Annotated in this window: 19 protein-coding genes and 1 pseudogene; 9 read left to right on the top strand and 11 right to left on the bottom strand. The window is 54.3% G+C overall.

Annotated features, from left to right (window positions below):
• Positions 1 to 41: 41 nt before the first annotated feature.
• Complete coding sequence (locus JK231_RS22200) at positions 42 to 935, top strand: SDR family oxidoreductase (RefSeq protein WP_097117795.1); 894 nt, start codon at positions 42 to 44, stop codon at positions 933 to 935.
• A 43-nt stretch (positions 936 to 978) separates the two neighbouring features.
• Here JK231_RS22200 and JK231_RS22195 read toward each other — a convergent pair.
• Together JK231_RS22195 and JK231_RS22190 are read right to left on the bottom strand one after the other, a co-directional pair.
• Positions 979 to 1851: pseudogene (locus tag JK231_RS22195) on the bottom strand (DMT family transporter).
• Between the two features lie 209 nt (positions 1852 to 2060).
• Positions 2061 to 2966: a LysR family transcriptional regulator gene (locus JK231_RS22190; RefSeq protein WP_211729542.1), complete on the bottom strand. Its 906-nt coding sequence runs from the start codon at positions 2964 to 2966 to the stop codon at positions 2061 to 2063.
• Positions 2967 to 3097: 131 nt separating this feature from the next.
• Between JK231_RS22190 and JK231_RS22185 the strand changes: the two genes are divergently transcribed.
• Together JK231_RS22185 and JK231_RS22180 are read left to right on the top strand one after the other, a co-directional pair.
• Entirely contained in the window at positions 3098 to 3847 is a 750-nt protein-coding gene (locus JK231_RS22185) for an SDR family oxidoreductase (RefSeq protein ID WP_211729541.1), read from the top strand.
• Positions 3848 to 4116: 269 nt separating this feature from the next.
• Entirely contained in the window at positions 4117 to 4659 is a 543-nt protein-coding gene (locus JK231_RS22180) for a CpmJ protein (protein ID WP_211729540.1), read from the top strand.
• 29 nt (positions 4660 to 4688) lie between these two features.
• Here JK231_RS22180 and JK231_RS22175 read toward each other — a convergent pair whose 3' ends face one another.
• From JK231_RS22175 to JK231_RS22165, 3 genes are all read right to left on the bottom strand, one after another.
• Positions 4689 to 5321 (bottom strand): alanyl-tRNA editing protein, encoded by a 633-nt coding sequence (locus JK231_RS22175; protein ID WP_211729539.1) that lies wholly within the window; start codon positions 5319 to 5321, stop codon positions 4689 to 4691.
• Positions 5322 to 5390: 69 nt separating this feature from the next.
• Positions 5391 to 5765, bottom strand: a complete 375-nt coding sequence (locus JK231_RS22170; RefSeq protein WP_097117790.1) for an NUDIX hydrolase — start codon at positions 5763 to 5765, stop codon at positions 5391 to 5393.
• Positions 5762 to 6352, bottom strand: coding sequence for an NUDIX domain-containing protein (locus tag JK231_RS22165; RefSeq protein ID WP_211729538.1), 591 nt, complete (start codon positions 6350 to 6352; stop codon positions 5762 to 5764). The genes JK231_RS22170 and JK231_RS22165 overlap by 4 nt, the downstream gene beginning before the upstream one ends.
• Positions 6353 to 6434: 82 nt before the next feature.
• Between JK231_RS22165 and JK231_RS22160 the strand changes: the two genes are divergently transcribed.
• The 5 genes from JK231_RS22160 (at position 6435) to JK231_RS22140 (ending at position 11160) form a co-directional block, all read left to right on the top strand.
• Entirely contained in the window at positions 6435 to 7184 is a 750-nt protein-coding gene (locus tag JK231_RS22160) for a DeoR/GlpR family DNA-binding transcription regulator (protein WP_211729537.1), read from the top strand.
• Between the two features lie 155 nt (positions 7185 to 7339).
• Entirely contained in the window at positions 7340 to 8230 is an 891-nt protein-coding gene (locus tag JK231_RS22155) for an oxidoreductase (RefSeq protein WP_211729536.1), read from the top strand.
• Between the two features lie 175 nt (positions 8231 to 8405).
• On the top strand, positions 8406 to 9377 hold the full coding sequence (locus JK231_RS22150; protein WP_249221794.1) for an ABC transporter substrate-binding protein: 972 nt from the start codon (positions 8406 to 8408) through the stop codon (positions 9375 to 9377).
• Position 9378: 1 nt separating this feature from the next.
• Positions 9379 to 10401 (top strand): iron chelate uptake ABC transporter family permease subunit, encoded by a 1023-nt coding sequence (locus JK231_RS22145; RefSeq protein ID WP_160833244.1) that lies wholly within the window; start codon positions 9379 to 9381, stop codon positions 10399 to 10401.
• Positions 10402 to 10404: 3 nt separating this feature from the next.
• The gene (locus tag JK231_RS22140; RefSeq protein WP_211729534.1) at positions 10405 to 11160 is read left to right on the top strand and encodes an ABC transporter ATP-binding protein; all 756 of its coding nucleotides are present in this window, start codon (positions 10405 to 10407) and stop codon (positions 11158 to 11160) included.
• Between the two features lie 252 nt (positions 11161 to 11412).
• On the opposite strand, the gene JK231_RS22135 is transcribed toward JK231_RS22140, so the two are convergent.
• From JK231_RS22135 to JK231_RS22120, 4 genes are read right to left on the bottom strand one after another with little or no spacing between them, the layout of a single operon-like run.
• Positions 11413 to 12582, bottom strand: a complete 1170-nt coding sequence (locus JK231_RS22135; RefSeq protein WP_211729533.1) for a dihydrodipicolinate synthase family protein — start codon at positions 12580 to 12582, stop codon at positions 11413 to 11415.
• 16 nt (positions 12583 to 12598) lie between these two features.
• Complete coding sequence (locus tag JK231_RS22130; protein WP_058961267.1) at positions 12599 to 13840, bottom strand: MFS transporter; 1242 nt, start codon at positions 13838 to 13840, stop codon at positions 12599 to 12601.
• Between the two features lie 59 nt (positions 13841 to 13899).
• Complete coding sequence (locus JK231_RS22125) at positions 13900 to 14733, bottom strand: sugar phosphate isomerase/epimerase family protein (RefSeq protein WP_160866805.1); 834 nt, start codon at positions 14731 to 14733, stop codon at positions 13900 to 13902.
• Positions 14734 to 14743: 10 nt separating this feature from the next.
• Complete coding sequence (locus tag JK231_RS22120; protein ID WP_034827454.1) at positions 14744 to 15895, bottom strand: Gfo/Idh/MocA family oxidoreductase; 1152 nt, start codon at positions 15893 to 15895, stop codon at positions 14744 to 14746.
• A 247-nt stretch (positions 15896 to 16142) separates the two neighbouring features.
• On the opposite strand from JK231_RS22120, the gene JK231_RS22115 reads away from it, so the two are divergent.
• Positions 16143 to 16778 carry a TetR/AcrR family transcriptional regulator gene (locus JK231_RS22115; protein WP_249221793.1) on the top strand — a complete coding sequence of 212 codons (636 nt, stop codon included), beginning with the start codon at positions 16143 to 16145 and terminating at the stop codon, positions 16776 to 16778.
• Between the two features lie 4 nt (positions 16779 to 16782).
• Here the strand turns inward: JK231_RS22115 and JK231_RS22110 are convergent, their stop codons facing one another.
• Positions 16783 to 17553, bottom strand: coding sequence for a 3-hydroxybutyrate dehydrogenase (locus tag JK231_RS22110; RefSeq protein WP_211729532.1), 771 nt, complete (start codon positions 17551 to 17553; stop codon positions 16783 to 16785).
• A gap of 14 nt (positions 17554 to 17567) precedes the next feature.
• Positions 17568 to 18959 (bottom strand): GntP family permease, encoded by a 1392-nt coding sequence (locus JK231_RS22105; protein WP_097117778.1) that lies wholly within the window; start codon positions 18957 to 18959, stop codon positions 17568 to 17570.
• Positions 18960 to 18968 lie beyond the last annotated feature (9 nt).

The raw sequence follows: 18968 nt of genomic DNA, 5'->3' as shown, positions 1-18968 counted from the left end.
CCAGGCTTAATTTATCACTAGCGAAGAACATGGAGATTAAGATGAGTTCATTGACTAATAAAACGCTGCTCACCCATCAATATCCGACACCTCCCTTTAAAAAACAATTACAGGATTTTCCTGGGCTGGCGGCAAAAATGGAACCGCGCCCGGATCATGGTGAAACCAGCTATCGTGGCACTGGTCGTTTAACCGGTCGTAAAGCGCTGATTACCGGCGGCGATTCCGGGATTGGACGTGCGGTGGCGATTGCTTACGCGCGTGAGGGTGCCGACGTGGCGATAAATTACCTGCCCGATGAAGAACAGGATGCGGCAGAGGTGATAAAACTGATTGAAGCGGAAGGTCGTAAGGCGATTGCCATACCGGGAGATATTCGCTCCGAAGCCTTTTGCCAGCAACTGGTGAAGGAAGCGGCGACGAAACTCGATGGTCTGGATATTTTGGTCAACAATGCCGGCCGTCAGCAGTTCAATGAATCGATTCGTACCCTCTCGACAGAAGATTTTGATGCGACCTTTAAGACTAACGTGTATGCCATGTTTTGGATCACGAAGGCGGCGCTGGAGTACCTACCGGCGGGTTCATCGATCATTAACACGTCGTCAGTGCAGGCCTACGATCCCAGCGCCATCCTGCTGGATTATGCCCAGACCAAAGCGTCGATTGCGGCCTTTACTAAAGCTTTAGCCAAGCAGTTGGGTAAAGACCAAATCCGCGTCAACGCCGTGGCACCCGGCCCTTACTGGACTGCATTGCAGGTGTGTGGCGGACAACCGCAGGAGAAAGTGGAGCAATTTGGCGCTTCCGCGCCACTGGGTCGCCCCGGTCAGCCTGCTGAAATCGCGCCGCTGTATGTGACGTTTGCGGAAACCACCAATAGCTTCACGTCGGGACAGGTCTGGTGTTCTGATGGCGGCACCGGCACGGTTTAACCACGATAAAGGGCGCATCCATTTTGATGCGCCCTGTTCGATCTTACCCCGATGTTTTCAGGCGCGGTGTGCGAAACACCAGCATGATGCCGAGCAGAATAGCCAGCATTCCCATCATCCCCGACCACGGCAGCGCATTACCTAACAACAGGTAATCCAGTACTGCCGTTATCACCGGAACCAGATAAAACAAACTGGTGACGTTAACGATGCTTCCCGCACTCAGCAGCCGATACAGCAGCAGCTGCGCCACCACCGAGATCATCACCCCAAGAAACAGCACGGAAATCCAGAAGTGCAACGTAAAGTCGATATGGAAGGCTTTAACCGGAAGCAGTAGAGCACACAGCGCCAGGCTCACCGCTTATTGCAGCGGCAGTACCTGCGCGGGATGCTGGGACACCTTTTTCTGCATGATGGCACCAAACGTCATACACAGCAGTGCGCCGAGAGCGAAGACAATGCCGCTCAACGGCAACTGCGATGCCGCCAGACTGCGCCACACCAGCAGTATCAATCCTGCTAAGGCGATCACCAATCCCAGTAATTGCGTGCCCTGCATGCGCCTTTCCACGATGCAGAGCGTCAGGATAGGTTGTATGCCCATGATGGTGGCGATTAAACCTGGCGTCACCCCCTCGGCCATCGCCTGGAAGTAACACACCGAATAGGCACCAATCAAAATCAGACCGGTAAACATCACCGTTTTTCGGCTGCCTGCATCGGGTAACCAGCGACGTCGAAATAGGCCCACCAGCAATAATGCAACCAGCGCCACACCGAAGCGCACGATCAATAGCGCGATGGGTGAGGCATTGTCCAAACCCAGGCGAGAGAAGATGGCCGCACTGCCCCACAGCAGCACGAAGCCCGACGTCGCCGCTTGCGACGTCAAAGACGAAGAACGCATGAAAATGCTCCTAAAACAAACGTTGGAAATTTAAGCGTGAAGACTTCCGGTTCTTAGCGAACCACAACGCGTGCAGGAGGCGGTGGCGGACAGCAGATCGCATACAGGCCATGTTCGTATGACGGGGAAAGTGCGGCTGAAAGTGTCATTTACGCAGGCCTGTAGTCAAAATAGGGAGTTCAGAAACAAAAAGTTAACAGATCGCCTCTGGCTTGTCATCCATTGAGTCGCGCAGGAAATACCTCACGCAACCATTCGATAAACACCCGTAAACGCTGGGTCAGATGGCGGTTTTGCGGATATACCACGTGAAACGGATAGCTGGCGGGCCGCCAATCCTTCAGTATTTCCACCAGTGCGCCTGACGCTAAATCTTTGGCTGCTGCGTATCGAAATGTCTGAATGATGCCTAATCCTGCCACCGCAGCTGCCAGATGAGCATTGCTTTCATTAATCCCAATGCGATGCTCGATTTTCATTTCCTGTTTCTCATTACCCTGCACAAAGCGCAGCGGGAAGGCGCGCCCGCTTTGCGGGGATAAATAGCTAATCCAGCGATGGCCATTTTTAAGCTCTTGCGGATAGGTTGGCACGCCGTAATTTTTGAGATATGCGGGTGCCGCGCAGGTGATCATCTCAGCATCACCAAGATGACGCGCCACCAGCGATGAATCACCCAGTGGACCGCCACGAATCACGCAATCGACATTGTCGCTAATCAGATCCACAGCCCGGTCTGATACACCGAGATCGAGGCGAATCTCAGGAAATCGCGCAACGAAATCAGGTAGCAGTGGGATGAGAACCTCACGCGCCGTTGAGCCGCCAATATCAATGCGCAGATACCCGCGCGGTGTACCGTTTACCGCGTTAAATGCGCCATCAATATCTTCCAGGTCACGCACGATACGCAGTGCTTTATCATAATAATCTCGTCCTTCAGGCGTGACGGTGACGCGCCGTGTGGTGCGCTGAAGCAGGCGTACACCCAGATGCCCTTCTAACTCCTGCACCAGTTTGCTCAACGTGGCATTCGGCATATCCAGTGAATCGGCAGCGCGAGTAAAATTTCCCGCCTCCACCACGCGCGCGAATGCTCGTATTGCCAACAGTTGGTCCATGCTAATTATCCATACACAGGAATAGTGATTTTGATTTTACACCATTTATCACTAAACCATGCACGGTTACATTGCCTCCCATGCACTGCAACGCAGTCATCACACACTTAAATCCATTTGGGAGAGCAAACATGAACACTTCATTAAACGGTAAAATTGCCTTAGTCACTGGCGGCACCAGCGGAATTGGCTTAGCGTCTGCTCAGGCGTTGGCAGCTCAGGGCGCACGGGTGTTTATCACCGGTCGTCGACAGCCTGAACTGGATACCGCCGTGACGCTTATCGGTGCGCAGGCTACCGGCATCCGCGCTGATGCTTCTGTGCTGAGCGATCTGGATGCGGTGTATGCGCAGATAGCACGCCAGGCGGGCCGTCTTGATATTCTGTTCGCCAATGCTGGCGGCGGCGATATGTTGCCACTCGGTGCGATTACTGAAGAACACTTCGACCGGATCTTTGGCACCAACGTGCGTGGCGTACTGTTTACCGTGCAAAAAGCGCTGCCGCTGTTAAGCGACAAAGCCTCGGTGATTTTGACCTCGTCCACCACTTCGGTTCAGGGCACCGCAGGATTCAGTGTTTATAGCGCCAGTAAAGCCGCCGTGCGCAACTTTGCCCGCTCATGGGCACTGGATGTGAAAGATCGCGGAATTCGTGTCAACGTGGTGAGCCCTGGTCCGGTGCGCACGCCGGGTTTGGGCGATTTAGTGCCCGAAGATCAGCGTCAGGGATTGTTCGATGCATTAGCTGCCCAGGTGCCATTGGGCCGATTGGGTGAACCCGGTGAGATTGGTCAGGTGGTGGCGTTTCTTGCATCCGATGCCTCCAGCTTTGTTAATGCCACCGAACTCTTCGTGGATGGCGGCATGGCGCAGGTATGAGTTGAGGGTTAAGGAAAGACGTTCACATTAAGTCTGTTTTCCTCTAACGAAGTGCGTAATGGATGACGCGCTTCTTCGGTTAATCTCTTTTCTTTTAATTATTCCGTTCACCCTTTCACATCACAGAAAAAACACCCATAATTCAGCGCGATTGGAGAGCAAAATTTTTAAAATACGCCATGATGGCCATCAGGCAGCAATGCCATGCTGTCTTTCAATATTCAGGTTTTAATCCCTGATATTGTCTTAACCAGTAAGGAAAGCGTGCAGTGAAATTAAAAACTTTCGCGTTTATCGTTCTGTCATTATGTACCGTTTTCGGTGCGCAGGGTGCTACGCGGGTCGGGTTGCTGGCAGGGGCGAATAATATCGACCTTAATCAGGATGGCGTCCCGGATTTGCTGGTCTCTGCGACCTTTGACAATAACACCTCGCATCCCAATCAGACGCTATCTGCCTTCATCAATAAAAACGGTAACTGGTTTATTTTACCGGTTCCGGATGATGATGGTTTTACCTGGTCGGATTTTCGTCTTGCGGGTTCCTCTGACAAAATCATTGGTTTTGAACTGCACAATATCCAGGGCGTTTATTACCTGATCCGCGCGATGAAATTCTCGTCAAATCAGGACAATGATGATCTGACTGAAGCCGCGCAAATAAAATTCTCTCGCTATCGAGTAGCGGAAAGCAGCGAAGAACCTGGCGCTCCGGTTTTTTATTGGCAGCTGTCTGGCAGTTATACCACCTCACAAGCGTATAGCGATGTTGATCAGGCTTTCGCACAATTAAAAATAGATGAATTTAAGTAGCGCAGTGCAGGCGTTAATCCGCCTGCTCATCAATCCCGCACTTCATACTGCACCGAAAGTTCGCCCTTCTTCTCTTTCACTCGGGTAATGACGATATCGCCAACGTCTCCGGTGCGTTGCACATGCGTGCCACCGCAGGCGTAAGGTGTCAGATCGCCCCAACTGACCATTCTGCGTCCGGCGTCATCCCGCAGCACGCGCGCTAAATCCTGCGCCACCAGCGCATTTACACCTTCAGCGATGGCCAAGTCATCAACGGCTTGTGGTTCGCCCTGCGGTTTAAAAACGATACGTCCATTGCCGGGCCGATGATCGCCTTTGTAACCTAACCAGCCAAACTTCTCTCCGGCGTAAGCAATCAAATGCCCCGCAGAATGGTAACGCGTGTGCAGCTTACGCAGTGCCGCATCAATTTGGATATGCACGCAGCCCAGCGCCACTTCGCGGTCAGTGATATGGATTAACTCACCCTCTTGCTGGATGAGCTGTAACACCGTCGCCTCACCTATCGTACCCTGGTCAGCGGGTTGCCCGCCGCCTTGCGGATGGAACAGGGTCGCCGCCAGTTGCACACGAAACCGGCCATCTTCCTGCGCTTCACACCGCACCACTTCCGTATCCATCTCCAGCCGATCGCTGAAATAGTAGGCTCTATCCGTCATCACTTCCTCCATAACACTATCCTCCGCCCTTGGTGTTCAAATCGGCAAAACAGAGCTTGCCCTATCAGTCTATATGTATCCTGCCTGGGCCTGAACCAAGGGGACCTGCTCGATATCGTAAAAAATACTCAACCCCAAATCCTTGCCAACTTGCACATCCTGATCCGCTCCCGTTGAAGCGCCAGGCATGCGTAAAATGGCATCACAGCTCTGAATAAGACGATGCGCAACGGGATAGAGGAAGGCTTCACTGATTTCATCCCCGATCCGCTGCGAACCCGCCGCATTGGCGAGCGGTAACGCCAGCCATTCACCTATCACCGGGGTATGGCCCTTTTGATAAACCTGCAACGCCATGTGATCAAGTTTCTGCATATTTTGCTCAATCAGTTGCTGATCACCGTGAGTGCCACTGCGAACCGGACCTGCGATCAGAATCATCATGGCACTTTCTCCTCAAATTGAATGTTTAATGCCAGGTGTTGCAGCAACATGATGGTTTTGGCATCTTCGATTTCACCGTTTCGGATCGCGTCCATCGCGCGTGCGAAAGGCCACTCCAGTACTTCGATATCTTCCCCCTCTTCCTCCAGACCGCCGCCAGCATGCTTTCGGTCGCCATCGTGATATTCCGCGATAAAGAAAAATAACTTCTCCGTCACCGAACCCGGGCTCATATAAGCCTCCATCACCTTCTCAACATTTGTGACAGTGTAACCAGTTTCTTCTTCTGCCTCGGCAATAATGCGCGTTTCAGGCGAGGCGTTATCCAGCAAACCGGCTGCGGCCTCGATCAAAAAGCCATCATGCCCATGGATAAAGATGGGAAAGCGGAATTGCCGTGTCAGGACGACTGTCTGTTTATGGCGGTTATAAAGTAGGATCACCGCACCATTGCCACGGTCGTAAGCTTCGCGGCTTTGCTGTTGCCAACTGCCGTCGGCACGCTGTAAATCGAAGGTGTATTTTTTTAAGGTGTACCAGTTGTTGGATAATAACTGCTCACGAATATTGCGCACTTTATGCTGCATGTTTGGTCTCCCGATGGCTGACAAAACAGACGTTATCATGCATAATCGCGCACATACAAGCAAAAACACGAATGAGAAAATTATGCTTTCCAGTCAACGTAAACAGCAGATATTGACGATTCTTGCCGATGAGCAGCAAGTGATGTCTAGCGAGCTTAGCCAGCGCTTTAGCGTCTCTGAGGACTCGATTCGCCGTGACTTAAGGGAGTTGGCCTGCGAGGGATTACTGCAACGTGTCCACGGGGGTGCGCTACCGGTTTCTACTGCTATTGCCCCTTTCGAAACACGCAAAAACGTGCAAATCAGTTCTAAGCGCCTGATCGCGCAAAAAGCAGTGCAACTGATTCAACCGGGTCAGGTGGTGATCATTGATGGCGGTACAACCACAGCGGAAATGGTGCAACTGCTGCCCAAAGAACTGGCTTTTACCGTGGTGACCCACAGTCCGAGTATTGCCGTCGCCCTGGTTGATTTTCCTCTGGTTGAGGTGATTCTGATTGGCGGCCAACTGTATCGTCACTCGGTGGTTGCCGTGGGATCAGCGGTGATCGAAGCCATTGCACACATCAATGCAGACCTGTTCTTTATGGGCGTCACCGGAGTACACAAAACCGCAGGGTTAACCACGGGTAATTACGAAGAAGCCGGTGTGAAACGTGCACTGGCGGCGCGTGCGGCGGAAACGGTGGTGATGGTCTCTAAAGAGAAACTCAACTCAGCATCGGCGTTCGCCATTGGCGGTCTGTCACTGGCCAGCACACTGATTGTTGATGGAGAACCTGATGCTGAGATGCAGCAACTGCTGCAACAGAAACAGATAGCCCTGCTGTAATTCGCCCTTTTATGGCAGGCGTTGAGTGATTATCCCGCGCTAATATTTTTCTATCTGGCCGATGGAACGCACATCATTCAGTCACAATGCCAGGCTGTAATAGAGAGTTTTCGCTGACCCTGTGGGCAGCACTAGATAAACAGGAGAATAGCTGCATGTCTGAGTTTCCAACCATCGCCCTTGTCGGACCCGGCGCCATCGGTACCACTGTGGCTGCCGCGCTACATGAAATGAATCGCACGCCAACACTGTGCGGACGTACAGCACATACACAATTGCTGCTGCGCCACGAAGACGGTGAGATTGTGGTGCCTGGCCCGGTGCTGAGCAATCCCGCAGACATTGGTGCACCCTATGATTTGGTGTTTGTGGCGGTCAAAACCACCCAGGTGGCGGAAATTGCACCCTGGCTGGCGGTGTTGTGCGATGAGAATACGGTGGTGTGCGCGCTGCAAAATGGCGTGGAGCAAGTTGAACAGCTGTCCCCGTTAGTCAATGGCGCAACGGTACTGCCTTCTGTGGTGTGGTTCCCGGCTCAGCGCGAGCCTGATGCCTCGGTGTGGTTACGCGCGAAGCCGCGCCTGACGGTGCCCGACGTCGCGCCAGCACAGCGCATTGTGCAAGCACTGCAAGACTCGCGCTGTGCGGTCGAACTGGAGGCAGATTTCCTCACCATTGCCTGGCGCAAACTGTTGCAAAACGCCGTCGCCGGTTTAATGGTGCTCGCCAATCGCCGCGCCGGGATGTTTCAGCGCGAAGATATCACCGAGCTGGGTCTGGCCTATCTGCGGGAGTGTCTCACTGTGGCGCGAGCTGAAGGAGCCAATCTGAGCGACAACGTGCCGCAGGAAATTATGGCTGGCTTCCATCGCGCCCCGGCAGATTTAGGCACCTCGATCCTGGCGGATCGTCAGGCCAATCGCCCGCTTGAGTGGGACATCCGTAATGGCGTGGTGCAGCGACGCGGCAAAGCACAAGGCATCGCGACACCGATCAGTGATGTGGTGGTGCCTCTGCTGGCGGCAGGGAGTGATGGTCCGGGTTAAGATCAGAGTGAAGTCCGGGCCACGGACTTCGCTTCAACAGCCTTAACACTTCACCATGGATATCAGAATCAATTGACATGAATACATCAGACTTGCCATTATGTTACGTTATAACATAACACTACGTAATCGATAAATCATGCGCACTTTTTCGACCCGCCTTTTGGCACTCATAATGGTATTCAGCACTTCCACCGCCCTGGCTTCCACCTATCCCCTCAGCATTGAAAACTGCGGTAAAACGGAAACCTTTTCACGACCACCTGCACGCGTGGTGACCATTGGTCAGCATGAAACAGAACTCCTTCTGGCACTTGGTCTGGGGAGTAAAATCGCGGGAACCGCCGTCTGGTTCGGCCCTCTCCCCCCTGAATTAGCACAGGCTGGCAGTGGCCTTAAACGCCTCGCGGACAACTCACCGGGCTTTGAAGCCGTCGTCGCGCAAAAACCTGATTTGGTTTTGGCGCAGTACAGTTGGCATGTTGGGCCTCAGGGTGAAGTCGCTACTCGCGATCAATTTGAACAACCTGGCATCAAAACCTGGATTTCACCTGCTGATTGTCAGGGCAAATCGGTGACCGCCACTTCAAACGGGGACGGTGCGCGCGTGAAACCTTACTCGATTGACGTGATTTATGATGAAATCACCGCGCTTGCCAACATCTTCGATGTGACGGAGCGTGGCGATGCCTTAAAGGAGAAGTTATCTGCACGAATCGCTCATGCACAACAACAGGCGGCGCTTCACACCAGCAAATCCCTTAAGGTGGTATATTGGTTCTCAAGCACACGCCTTAAAGGCGATCCGTGGATCGCAGGCAGTGATGGTGCGCCAGGCTGGATCACTCAGACTCTAGGCCTCAAAAATATCATTGATTCCTCCGATGAATGGCCCGCCGTGAGTTGGGAACATATCGCACAATCTCAGCCCGATATCATCGTCATCGCCAGCATGGATAGAAGGCTGTATCCAGCCGATGATGTCGCCATAAAACAGGCTTTTCTCACCAGCGATCCCGTTACACGCGAAATGAGTGCGGTCAAACAGGGTCATATCGTGATCGTGCCAGCGATGTCACTCAATCCATCCCTGCGCAATGTCGATGCTGTTGAGCTGATCGGTCAGCAGATTGCCGCGTTTAAATAGTATGAATCGGGCTTACCCATTTAAGATCGGCTTTATTTTTCTCGCGGGCTTTATCAGCTTGCCCGTAATGATGATCTTCTCATCCAGCATTGGCGATATGCCCATCTCATTGAGCGCCACCTTCCAGGCGATCACCAACGGGGTGGGCTTGATGCATTATGATCTCCCTCCCGTTGAGGCTGGCATCGTCTGGCAATATCGGATGAGTCGGGCCTTCATGGCGGCATGCAGCGGAGGTGGCTTAGCCCTTTGCGGCCTGGTGTTGCAATCGTTGTTAAGAAACCCGCTGGCGGAACCCTATCTGTTGGGTATCTCTGCGGGTGCTTCCACCGGGGCCGTAATGGTGATGCTGCTGGGTATTGGCAGCGGCGTGTTGACGGTTGGCAGTGGTGCCTTTGCCGGCGCTTGCCTGGCGTTTGGCTTGATTATTTTGCTCTCAAGAGGGATGGGGGAAAACACCGGGCGCATCATTTTGGCCGGTATTGCCGGAACACAGCTGTTCAATGCGCTCACGTCTTACATCGTCAGCACATCAGCCAATGCGGAGCAATCGCGCGGTGTGATGTTTTGGCTCTTAGGCAGTTTAAGCGGCGTTCGCTGGCCAGATGCCGTTCTGTGCGCCATCGTCATCGTCAGCGGATTTGGGGTGATCATGTGCTATGCACGCACGCTGGACACGTTTTCATTTGGTGTCGATGTCTCGGTAACGTTAGGTACTCCGGTTGTGAAAGTGCGGGTGGTGTTGCTGTTGATTACGGCATTCATCACGGCGGTGATTGTCAGCTCAATTGGGGCGGTGGGATTTGTCGGATTGGTCATCCCGCACGTGACCCGCATGCTGGTTGGACAGCGACACCTTATCACCCTTCCCGTGACATTCCTGTCGGGCTGCCATTTCATGATCCTTGCCGACTTGATATCGAGAACGTTGATCGCACATCAGGTTTTACCCATCGGCGTGGTGACTGCATTGGTGGGCGCCCCTGCTTTTGCCTTCCTTCTCTATCAACGAAAGGGCAACTAAACGATGACGATATCGGTCAGTGACCTCAGCGTCCAACTTCAAGCGCGCCGCATACTCACCACGGTCTCCTTCGACGCAGCTCAGTCTGCAACCGTAGGTTTGCTTGGGCCCAACGGTTCAGGAAAATCAACGCTACTGCGTGCGCTGGCTGGGCTAATGCCTGATTCGGGCGCGAAGATAACGCTCGGCGAACTGAGGCTGAACCAACTTTCGCGCAATCAGCTGGCGCGCAAACTGGCCTTTGTCCCGCAACACGCCGAAGCCGATGATGAACTCACGGTGATTGACATTATTCGTCTCGGGCGCACGCCTCATCGTGGCGCATTCCAGTTCTGGACGGCAGAGGATGCCAGCGCCGTTGACGAGGCGGTGGCGTTAATGCAACTGGAAAATTTGGTCGACCGCTGCTGGCAACGATTATCCGGCGGTGAGCGCCAACGTTGCCAAATCGCCCGCGCACTGGCGCAAAAACCGGATGTTTTACTGCTGGATGAACCCGTCAATCACCTCGACATCCAATTCCAGCTTGAATTGATGCGTCTTATCTCTTCGCTGCCCGTGACGGTGGTGATTGCTCTTTACGATCTGAATCTGGCGGCAAAATATTGCCAACACCTTGTGGTACTCGATCAGGGTCGTGTGGTTTCAACGGGTAAGCCCAAAGCCGTCCTCACACCCGAACGCATACACACAACGTGGCGGGTTCAGGCGCAGATCACGACATCAGCACAGGGTGCGCTCAATATTCAATACGTATGAGTCAGCGCTTGAAGCCCACGGCTATACAGCCATCAGGAAACGGTATGTTCAGTAACAAAATATTCCTGCAATAATGGACTGCCACAATCGTGGTTGCAGTACCTACACGCGCGTCACCTACGAGATTATTCGATAGCCGCTGCTATCAAGCCCGCCAATGGCGGGCTTTTTTTCGCTCTAACCGAGTGAGTCTTCTTTTCCGTCAGAAATCCGGACGGCTTAAATAGCCTCTAATCGCGTTAGGTCGAAAGGCTAAATACCGTGCATTTTCGCCAGTAGCCACATGCGTTCAGCAGCCACATCCGCGTTATTCAGCAAACCAGCCTCATCCGCCAGTCTGAACGCTTCAGAGTAGTGCGTCAGACTGCGCGCACTCTGCATGCCGCCAAGCAAGGTGAAATGCTTCTGATGGCCATTCAACCAGGCCAGGAACACGATGCCCGCCTTGTAATACTGCGTGGGTGCCGAGAACAAATGGCGTGCCAGCGGCACTGTCGGTGCCAGTATGCGTTCAAAGCTGGCGCGATCGCCCTGCGCCAATGCATGCAGTGCGCTGGTGGCGGCCGGTGCAATGCCGTCGAGGATACCCAGAAGCGCGTGCGAGAAACCTTGCTCATCCCCGGCGATCAGTTCGGGATAGTTAAAGTCATCGCCGGTATACATTTTAACGGAAGCCGGCAGCAGGCGCCGCATCTCAATTTCACGATCTTTATCCAGCAAGGAGATTTTTATCCCCTCCACTTTTTCCTGATTTTCGCGAATCACCGCAAGGCAAACCTCCATCGCACTGTGAATTGTCGCGCCACCCCAATAACCGCGTAGTGCGGGATCAAACATGTCCCCCAGCCAGTGCAAAATAACCGGCTCACGCACCTGGCGCAGAAGCGTGCTGTAAACGGTGATGTAATCCTCTGGCCCCTTAGCAATGGCGGCGAGCGCGCGACTAGTCATTAAGATAATACGGCCGCCACAGGCTTCGATTGCTGAGATTTGCTGCTCATACGCGGCAATCACATCCTGTAAGGTCAGTTGGGAAAAGTCCGTCAGTTGATCGGTGCCAGCCCCGCTGGCGACCCGTGCCCCCGGATACGCTTTCGCTTGCTCAACGCTGCGTTTTATAAGCTCCAGCGCGGTTGGCCAATCCAGCCCCATGCCGCGTTGCGCGGTATCCATGGCTTCCGCGATGCCCAATCCCAGCGACATTAAATGATCGCGATATTCCAGCGTGCTGTCCCAGTCAATCGCCATATCGCTATGTGGATTTTGCATGCGCTGCGGGTCGGCAACCACATGCGCAGCGGCATACACGTCACGGTTAAATAGCGGTTTCGCCGGTACGCTCCAGTGGCGCTCACCCTGCATGATGTAGCTGTAGGGCTGACCGTTGCGATCCAGTAAACGCACTTTATTGCTCACAGACATGGTTCTGTTCCTTATTTCAGTGTTTTGCCAGATGCCCGGACGGCATCACATTCTGCGAACTGTTGTGGCTTCCGATAGGCAGGCGACGCACCCCCAGCAATACCAGGCTGCTGCAGATAATGACGCAGGCGGCGACCAGCCAGACCGGTTGCAGGGTGTAATGCTGCGCGTAATAACCCGCCACAATTGGCGAGATGCCGCCCGCCGCCATCCCCATATTCATCACAAAGCCGATGGCGGAACCGCGCAGAGAAGGCGGCACCAGTTCAGCAGTGAGCGAGAGAACAATGGGTGTAATCGGATAGCCAAGGAAACCGAGGATCAGCACCAGCACAATCACCAACGGCACCGAAAGATTGAATGCCATGGCGGCCATCACCAGCCCGCTGATAAAAGTAATGGTCATCAGAATGGTGCGACGGCGTTTGAAATCGCCTTTATCACAGTAGCGTCCCAGCACAAAGCCGCCCAAAGCCCCGGTAATGCCGAGCAGGCTGGCGATGGTGCCTGCGGCACCAATCGACAGATTTTTTACCTGCATCAAATAGCTCGGTGCCCACAGCAGCACAATCCACCAGCCTGCCAGCAGCACGAAATAGAACGCAGCCATCAGCAACACCGGCGCATGGCGGAACAAGGTTTTTAATGGCACTTTTTCCGCTGCCTGGCGTGCAATCAACTCGGCAGGTTTACGATCATTTTTCACCAGCACCAGATACAACAGCGCCACCAGCATGCCCATCGCGCCCGCCACGTAGAACACCACGCGCCAGCCAAAGATCGGACCGAGCATGGCGCCCATCCAGGTGCCAAGGAATCCGCCAATCGGATACCCCATCCAATAGAGCGACATGACCGTTGTGCGCTGTTTTTCGCTGGTCACGTTGGCCACTTCGAGCGAGGCGGCAGGCCAGAAGATGCCCTCACCGATGCCCGTCATCACGCGGTAAAAAATCAGGCTGGTCATGCTGCCGGCGACACCCGTTAACAGTGTCGCCAGTGAAAACATCATCAGGCCGAGAATCAATACCGGTTTGCCGCTTAACTTGTCGGCGATAATGCCGGAAATGAACAGAAAGACGATGAAGCCAAAAAAGAAGGAGGAGAGCAGAATGCCACTCTCCGCTTTACCGAGACCAAACTCTCCAGCGATCAGCCCGATGGCTGATGACACCGTCATGCGATCCACCGAGTACATCATGTAGCCAAGGCCGCACAGCACGGTGACCAGAATCATTTTGCGGGTATCTGTATTCATCTTTTCCTCGACAATGTCTGTGACCGACGAAAACAGCTTTTCAGCTCTGTCAGATACGGTTAACCGTGCGCCAGATGGCGAGCCTTGCAGGTCTTAAGCACCTCATCTGGATCCTGAGTCCACCAGTTCAGGCGGGAGAAAATTTCCACTTCATGTAGTCCGCGATAACCCTGGGCTTCTACCGCTTCCCGCATCGCGCGGATATCGATAACGCCATCGCCCATCATGCCGCGATCCTCCAGCAGATCCCGCGTAGGCGTTAGCCAGTCGCAGATATGAAACGCCAGCAGCCGTTTCAGACCCGCACGGGCGATTTCCTGATAAAACTCAGCATCCCACCAGGTATGATAGACATCGACGGCAATCCCCAGTCCGTCGTCGCCCAGCTCATCGCAGAGGTCGTTAGCCTGTTTCAGCGTGTTGATGCAGGCACGATCCGCCGCGTACATGGGATGCAGCGGTTCAATCGCCAGCGGCATGCCGCCCGCGCGGGCGTACTCCAGCAGAGCGCTGAGTCCATCACGCACTTGCTGTCGCGCCCCCGGCAGATCTTTCGAACCTGGCGGCAAACCGCCGACCACCAGCACAAGGCACTCTGCGCCCAATTCCAGCGCTTCATCCACCGCTCGCTGGTTGTCGGCCAGGGTCGCCTGGCGTGCTTGCTGATCAACGCCGGGAAACATGCCGCCCCGGCAGTAGCCACTCACCCGCAGATCGTGATGACGAATCAGCCGCGCCGCTTCTGCTAAACCGATGTTTGCTACCTGATCGCGCCACGGCGAGATGCCGCGAATCTCATGGCGCGCACAACCTTCAATGATTTGGCGTAAATCCCACTGCTGGCGCACGGTCGCCGTGTTGAGCGAAAGCTGTTCGGAATGGGGACGACTCATGTTCGGCTCCTTAGCGTTCCAGCGATGGCACATCAACCCAGCGACGCTCTTTCCAGCTTTTCAATGCCAGATCGACCAGTTGCAGACCTTTGGCTCCTTCCAACAGATCCCAGCGATATTCCCCTTCGCCCCAGACGTGGCGTAAAAACAGCTCCCACTGCACTTTGAATGCATTGTCGTAGACCTGGGTATCCGGCACGCTGGCCCAGTCATCGAAGAAGTTATGGGTTTGACGGATATCCGGATTCCAGACCGGCTTTGGCGTATTGACGCTAGCCTGCGTAAAGCAATCGCTAAGGCCAGCCACCGCTGAACCGTTGACGCCATCCACCTGGAATGTCACCAGATCATCGCGGCGCACGCGCACGCACCATGAACTGTTGATCTGAACAATCGCGCCGTTGTGCAGTTCGAAGGTGGCGTACACCGCGTCATCCGCCGTGGCGTCATAAGGTTGCTGCTGTTCATCCCAGCGCTGTGGAATGTGGGTTGCGCCGATGCAGCTCAGGCTTTTGATTTCACCGAACAGGTTGTCGATGACGTAGCGCCAGTGGCAAATCATGTCGAGGATAATGCCGCCGCCATCTTCGCTGCGGTAGTTCCAGGATGGACGCTGGGCCGGTTGGCGATCGCCTTCAAATACCCAGTAGCCAAATTCACCGCGCACCGATAACACGCGACCAAAGAAGCCGGATTCATTTAGCAAACGCAGCTTTTGCAAACCCGGCAGCCACAACTTGTCCTGCACCACGCCGTGACACACGCCTTTTTCTTGTGCGAAATGGTATAGATCCAGCGCATCATCCAGCCCCATCGCTACCGGCTTTTCCGAATAAACGTGTTTCCCCTTGCTGATGGCTTTCTTCAGCAAAGCCGGACGTGCCTGGGTGGTGGCTGCATCAAAAAAGATGATGTCATGCGGATTATTCAGTGCTTCATCAATGTTGGTTCCCCAACGTTCGATACCAAATTCCCGCGCCAGCGCAGCCATTTTTTCCGCGTTGCGGCCAATCAGAATCGGATCGGGCATCAATCGGTCGCCATTGGCCAGCGCCACACCGCCCTGCTGCCGAATCTGCACAATCGAACGGATGAGATGTTGATTTTTACCCATTCGCCCGGTCACGCCGTGCATGATGATGCCCACTGGAATCTGCGCCATGTATTCACCTCAAAGTCGTTTGTGATGGAAGTAACACGTTCAACATCTATTTCAACGCTCCGCCGTTCGCTGATTCATAATCAATCAACTAACTGGTTGATGACGTCACTATAATGGGCAGAAAGAGACCTGACTTTGATCGAATTCACACAACCAACTAGTTAGTTGAAAATCTTTTGCCCTTGTTTTATGCGCAAAAAGAGGCACTATAATGCTCAGTAAAACAGTGATATGTGGGGATTCTGCTTTGGTTGATCGTGTTGCGAGTAACATTGAGGATGTCACGGATAAGCAGGTGCGGATACTGATGGCCGCGCGCGCAGAGTTCGCTGAGAAAGGATTCGACGGTGCACGCGTTGATAGCATCGCCGAACGCGCTCATGCCAATAAGCAACTGATTTACTACTACTTCACTAACAAAGACATTCTGTTTACCCGCGTGCTGGAAGAAGCCTATCGTGACATTCGCGAGCAGGAAGCAGCCTTAAAGCTCGATCACCTCCCCGCCGATCAGGCAATTTTGCAGCTGGTGGAGTTTACCTGGCACTATTACCTGAAAAACCCCGAGTTCATTCGCCTGCTCAACAGTGAAAATCAGCTCAAGGCGCGGCATCTCAAAGATTCTGACATCACCGTGCAGATTAATCAGAGCTGGAGCAGTATCACCCAGCAATTGCTGCAACGAGGACGCGCCGAAGGAAACGTGCGCGAGGATATCGATGTGATGCAACTCAACATCAATATCTCCGCGCTGGGCTTTTTCTATCTGATCAATCAGTCAACGCTGTCGATTATCTATCAGCAGGATCTCAGTGCCAAAGCGGCGCTGGATGAGCGCCTGCGCGTGATGAAAGAGTGTATTGCCGCGTGGATAAAGCCGTGATGCATTACTGCGCCAGCCAGCCGCCATCCATGTTCCAGGCCGCGCCGCGCACCTGCGCACCGCCCTCACTGCACAGAAACAGCACCAATGCTCCCAACTGCTCAGGTGTAACAAAAGCCTGAGCAGGTTGTTTTTCTGACAATAACGCCAGGCGCGCGGTTTCGGCATCCTCGCCGGCTGCAATGCGTTTATCGATCTGCTGCTGCACCAGCGGCGTTAGCACCCAGCCCGGACAGATGGCGTTGCAGGTGATCGGTGATTGCGCGTTCTCCAGCGCAATCACTTTTGTCAGCCCTACCACCCCATGCTTCGCAGCGACATAGGCGGCTTTCTCTTTCGATGCCACCAGCCCATGCACGGAGGCGATATTAATGATGCGCCCCCAGTGACGTGCCTGCATGCCGGGTAAAACGGCGCGACTGGTGTGGAACACCGAAGAGAGATTGATGGCAATAATCGCATCCCACTTCTCTACCGGGAAAGATTCCACCGGCGCGGTGTACTGAATACCGGCATTATTTACCAGAATATCTACCGCACCATAGTGTGCCTCTGCCCACTCAATCATCGCGGCGATTTGCTGTGGATCGGACATATCCGCCGCGTGATAATCCACTGTTGCCCCGGTGGCCGCGATAACCGCTTTCGCGTGTTCCACTTCGCCAAAACCGTTGAGTATTACCGTGGCGCCTGCCAGTGCCAGTTGCTCCGCGATACCTAATCCGATACCGCTGGTAGACCCGGTCACCAGTGCCACTTTTCCCGTTAATTGCATCGATTCATCCTCCTTCAGACAATGCCGGTGAGGTAAAACACCCCAATCACAAACAGCACGGCCAGACTTTTGATAATGGTGATGGCGAAGATGCCACCATACGCTTCTTTATGCGTTAACCCGGTGATCGCCAGCAAGGTGATCACCGCGCCATTGTGAGGCAGTGTGTCCATCCCGCCGCTGGCCATCGCCGCCACGCGGTGCAGCACTTCCATCGGAATCCCCGTGGCCTGCGCCGCCTGCACGAAGTGTTCTGCCATCGCTGCCAGCGCAATACTCATCCCGCCCGATGCCGAACCGGTGATCCCCGCAAGCACGGTAATACTGATCGCTTCATTGAGCAGCGGGTTGGGAATCGCCTGCAGCACGCCAGACAGCACGACAAAACCCGGCAACGCAGCGATTACCGCACCAAAACCGTACTCGGAGGCGGTATTCATCGCCGCCAGTAACGCACCGGCGACCGCCGTACGACTGCCTTCTGCCAGACGACCGCGAATGTTGCGCCAGCCAAAAATCAGCACCACCAGAATGCCACTGAGCAGCGCCGCCTGTACTGCCCAAATCGCGGTGGTTTTCTTAATATCGGTGAGGATCGGCGTGGGGTTTCCCGGTAGCGTGACGCTGCTCTGCGCGCCGTACCACGACGGGATCCACCAGGTGAAGCAGAGATTGAGCACCCCGACCAGAATCAGCGGCAGAATGGCGATCAACGGATGCGGCAAACGAACATCTTCCGCCGTTTCTGGCTCATTCTTCAGGTTAGTGCCATAGGGTTCCTGGTTGGCCTGTGCCCGACGGCGTTGCCGATCCAGCCACAGTAAGCCCACCACAATAATGAAGAGTGAACCGATCAACCCCAACCATGGCGCAGCCCAGGCGTTAGTGCCGAAGAAACTACCGGGAATGATGTTCTGGATTTGTGGCGTGCCGGGCAGTGCATCCATGGTGAAGGAGAACGCACCCAGAGCCACCGTTGCCGGAATCAAGCGCTTAGGGATATTGCTCTGACGAAACAGTTCTGCGGCAAACGGATAAACAGCAAAGGCCACTACAAATAGCGACACACCGCCGTACGTCAGCAGTGCGCACACCAGTACAATCACCGGGATGGCATGGCGACGCCCCAGCAGCGCAATGGCCGCCGTGACAATCGAGCGTGAGAAGCCGGATAGCTCAATCAACTTGCCAAAGATGGCACCCAGCAGAAACACCGGGAAGTAGAGCTTCACAAAACCTACCATCTTTTCCATAAACAGACCGCTGAACACCGGCGCGACCGCAGCCGGTTCGGTTAACAGCACCGCTAACAGCGCGGCAATCGGGGCGAACAAAATTACGCTATAGCCGCGATAGGCGGCTAACATCAGCAACCCAAGCGCAGCGAGGGCAATAACGACACTCATGTTGCTTCC

Source organism: Pantoea sp. JGM49 (genome assembly GCF_018257655.1).
GTDB classification, from domain to species: Bacteria; Pseudomonadota; Gammaproteobacteria; order Enterobacterales; family Enterobacteriaceae; genus Pantoea; species Pantoea communis.
This window is presented reverse-complemented; position numbering and strand designations above follow the sequence as displayed.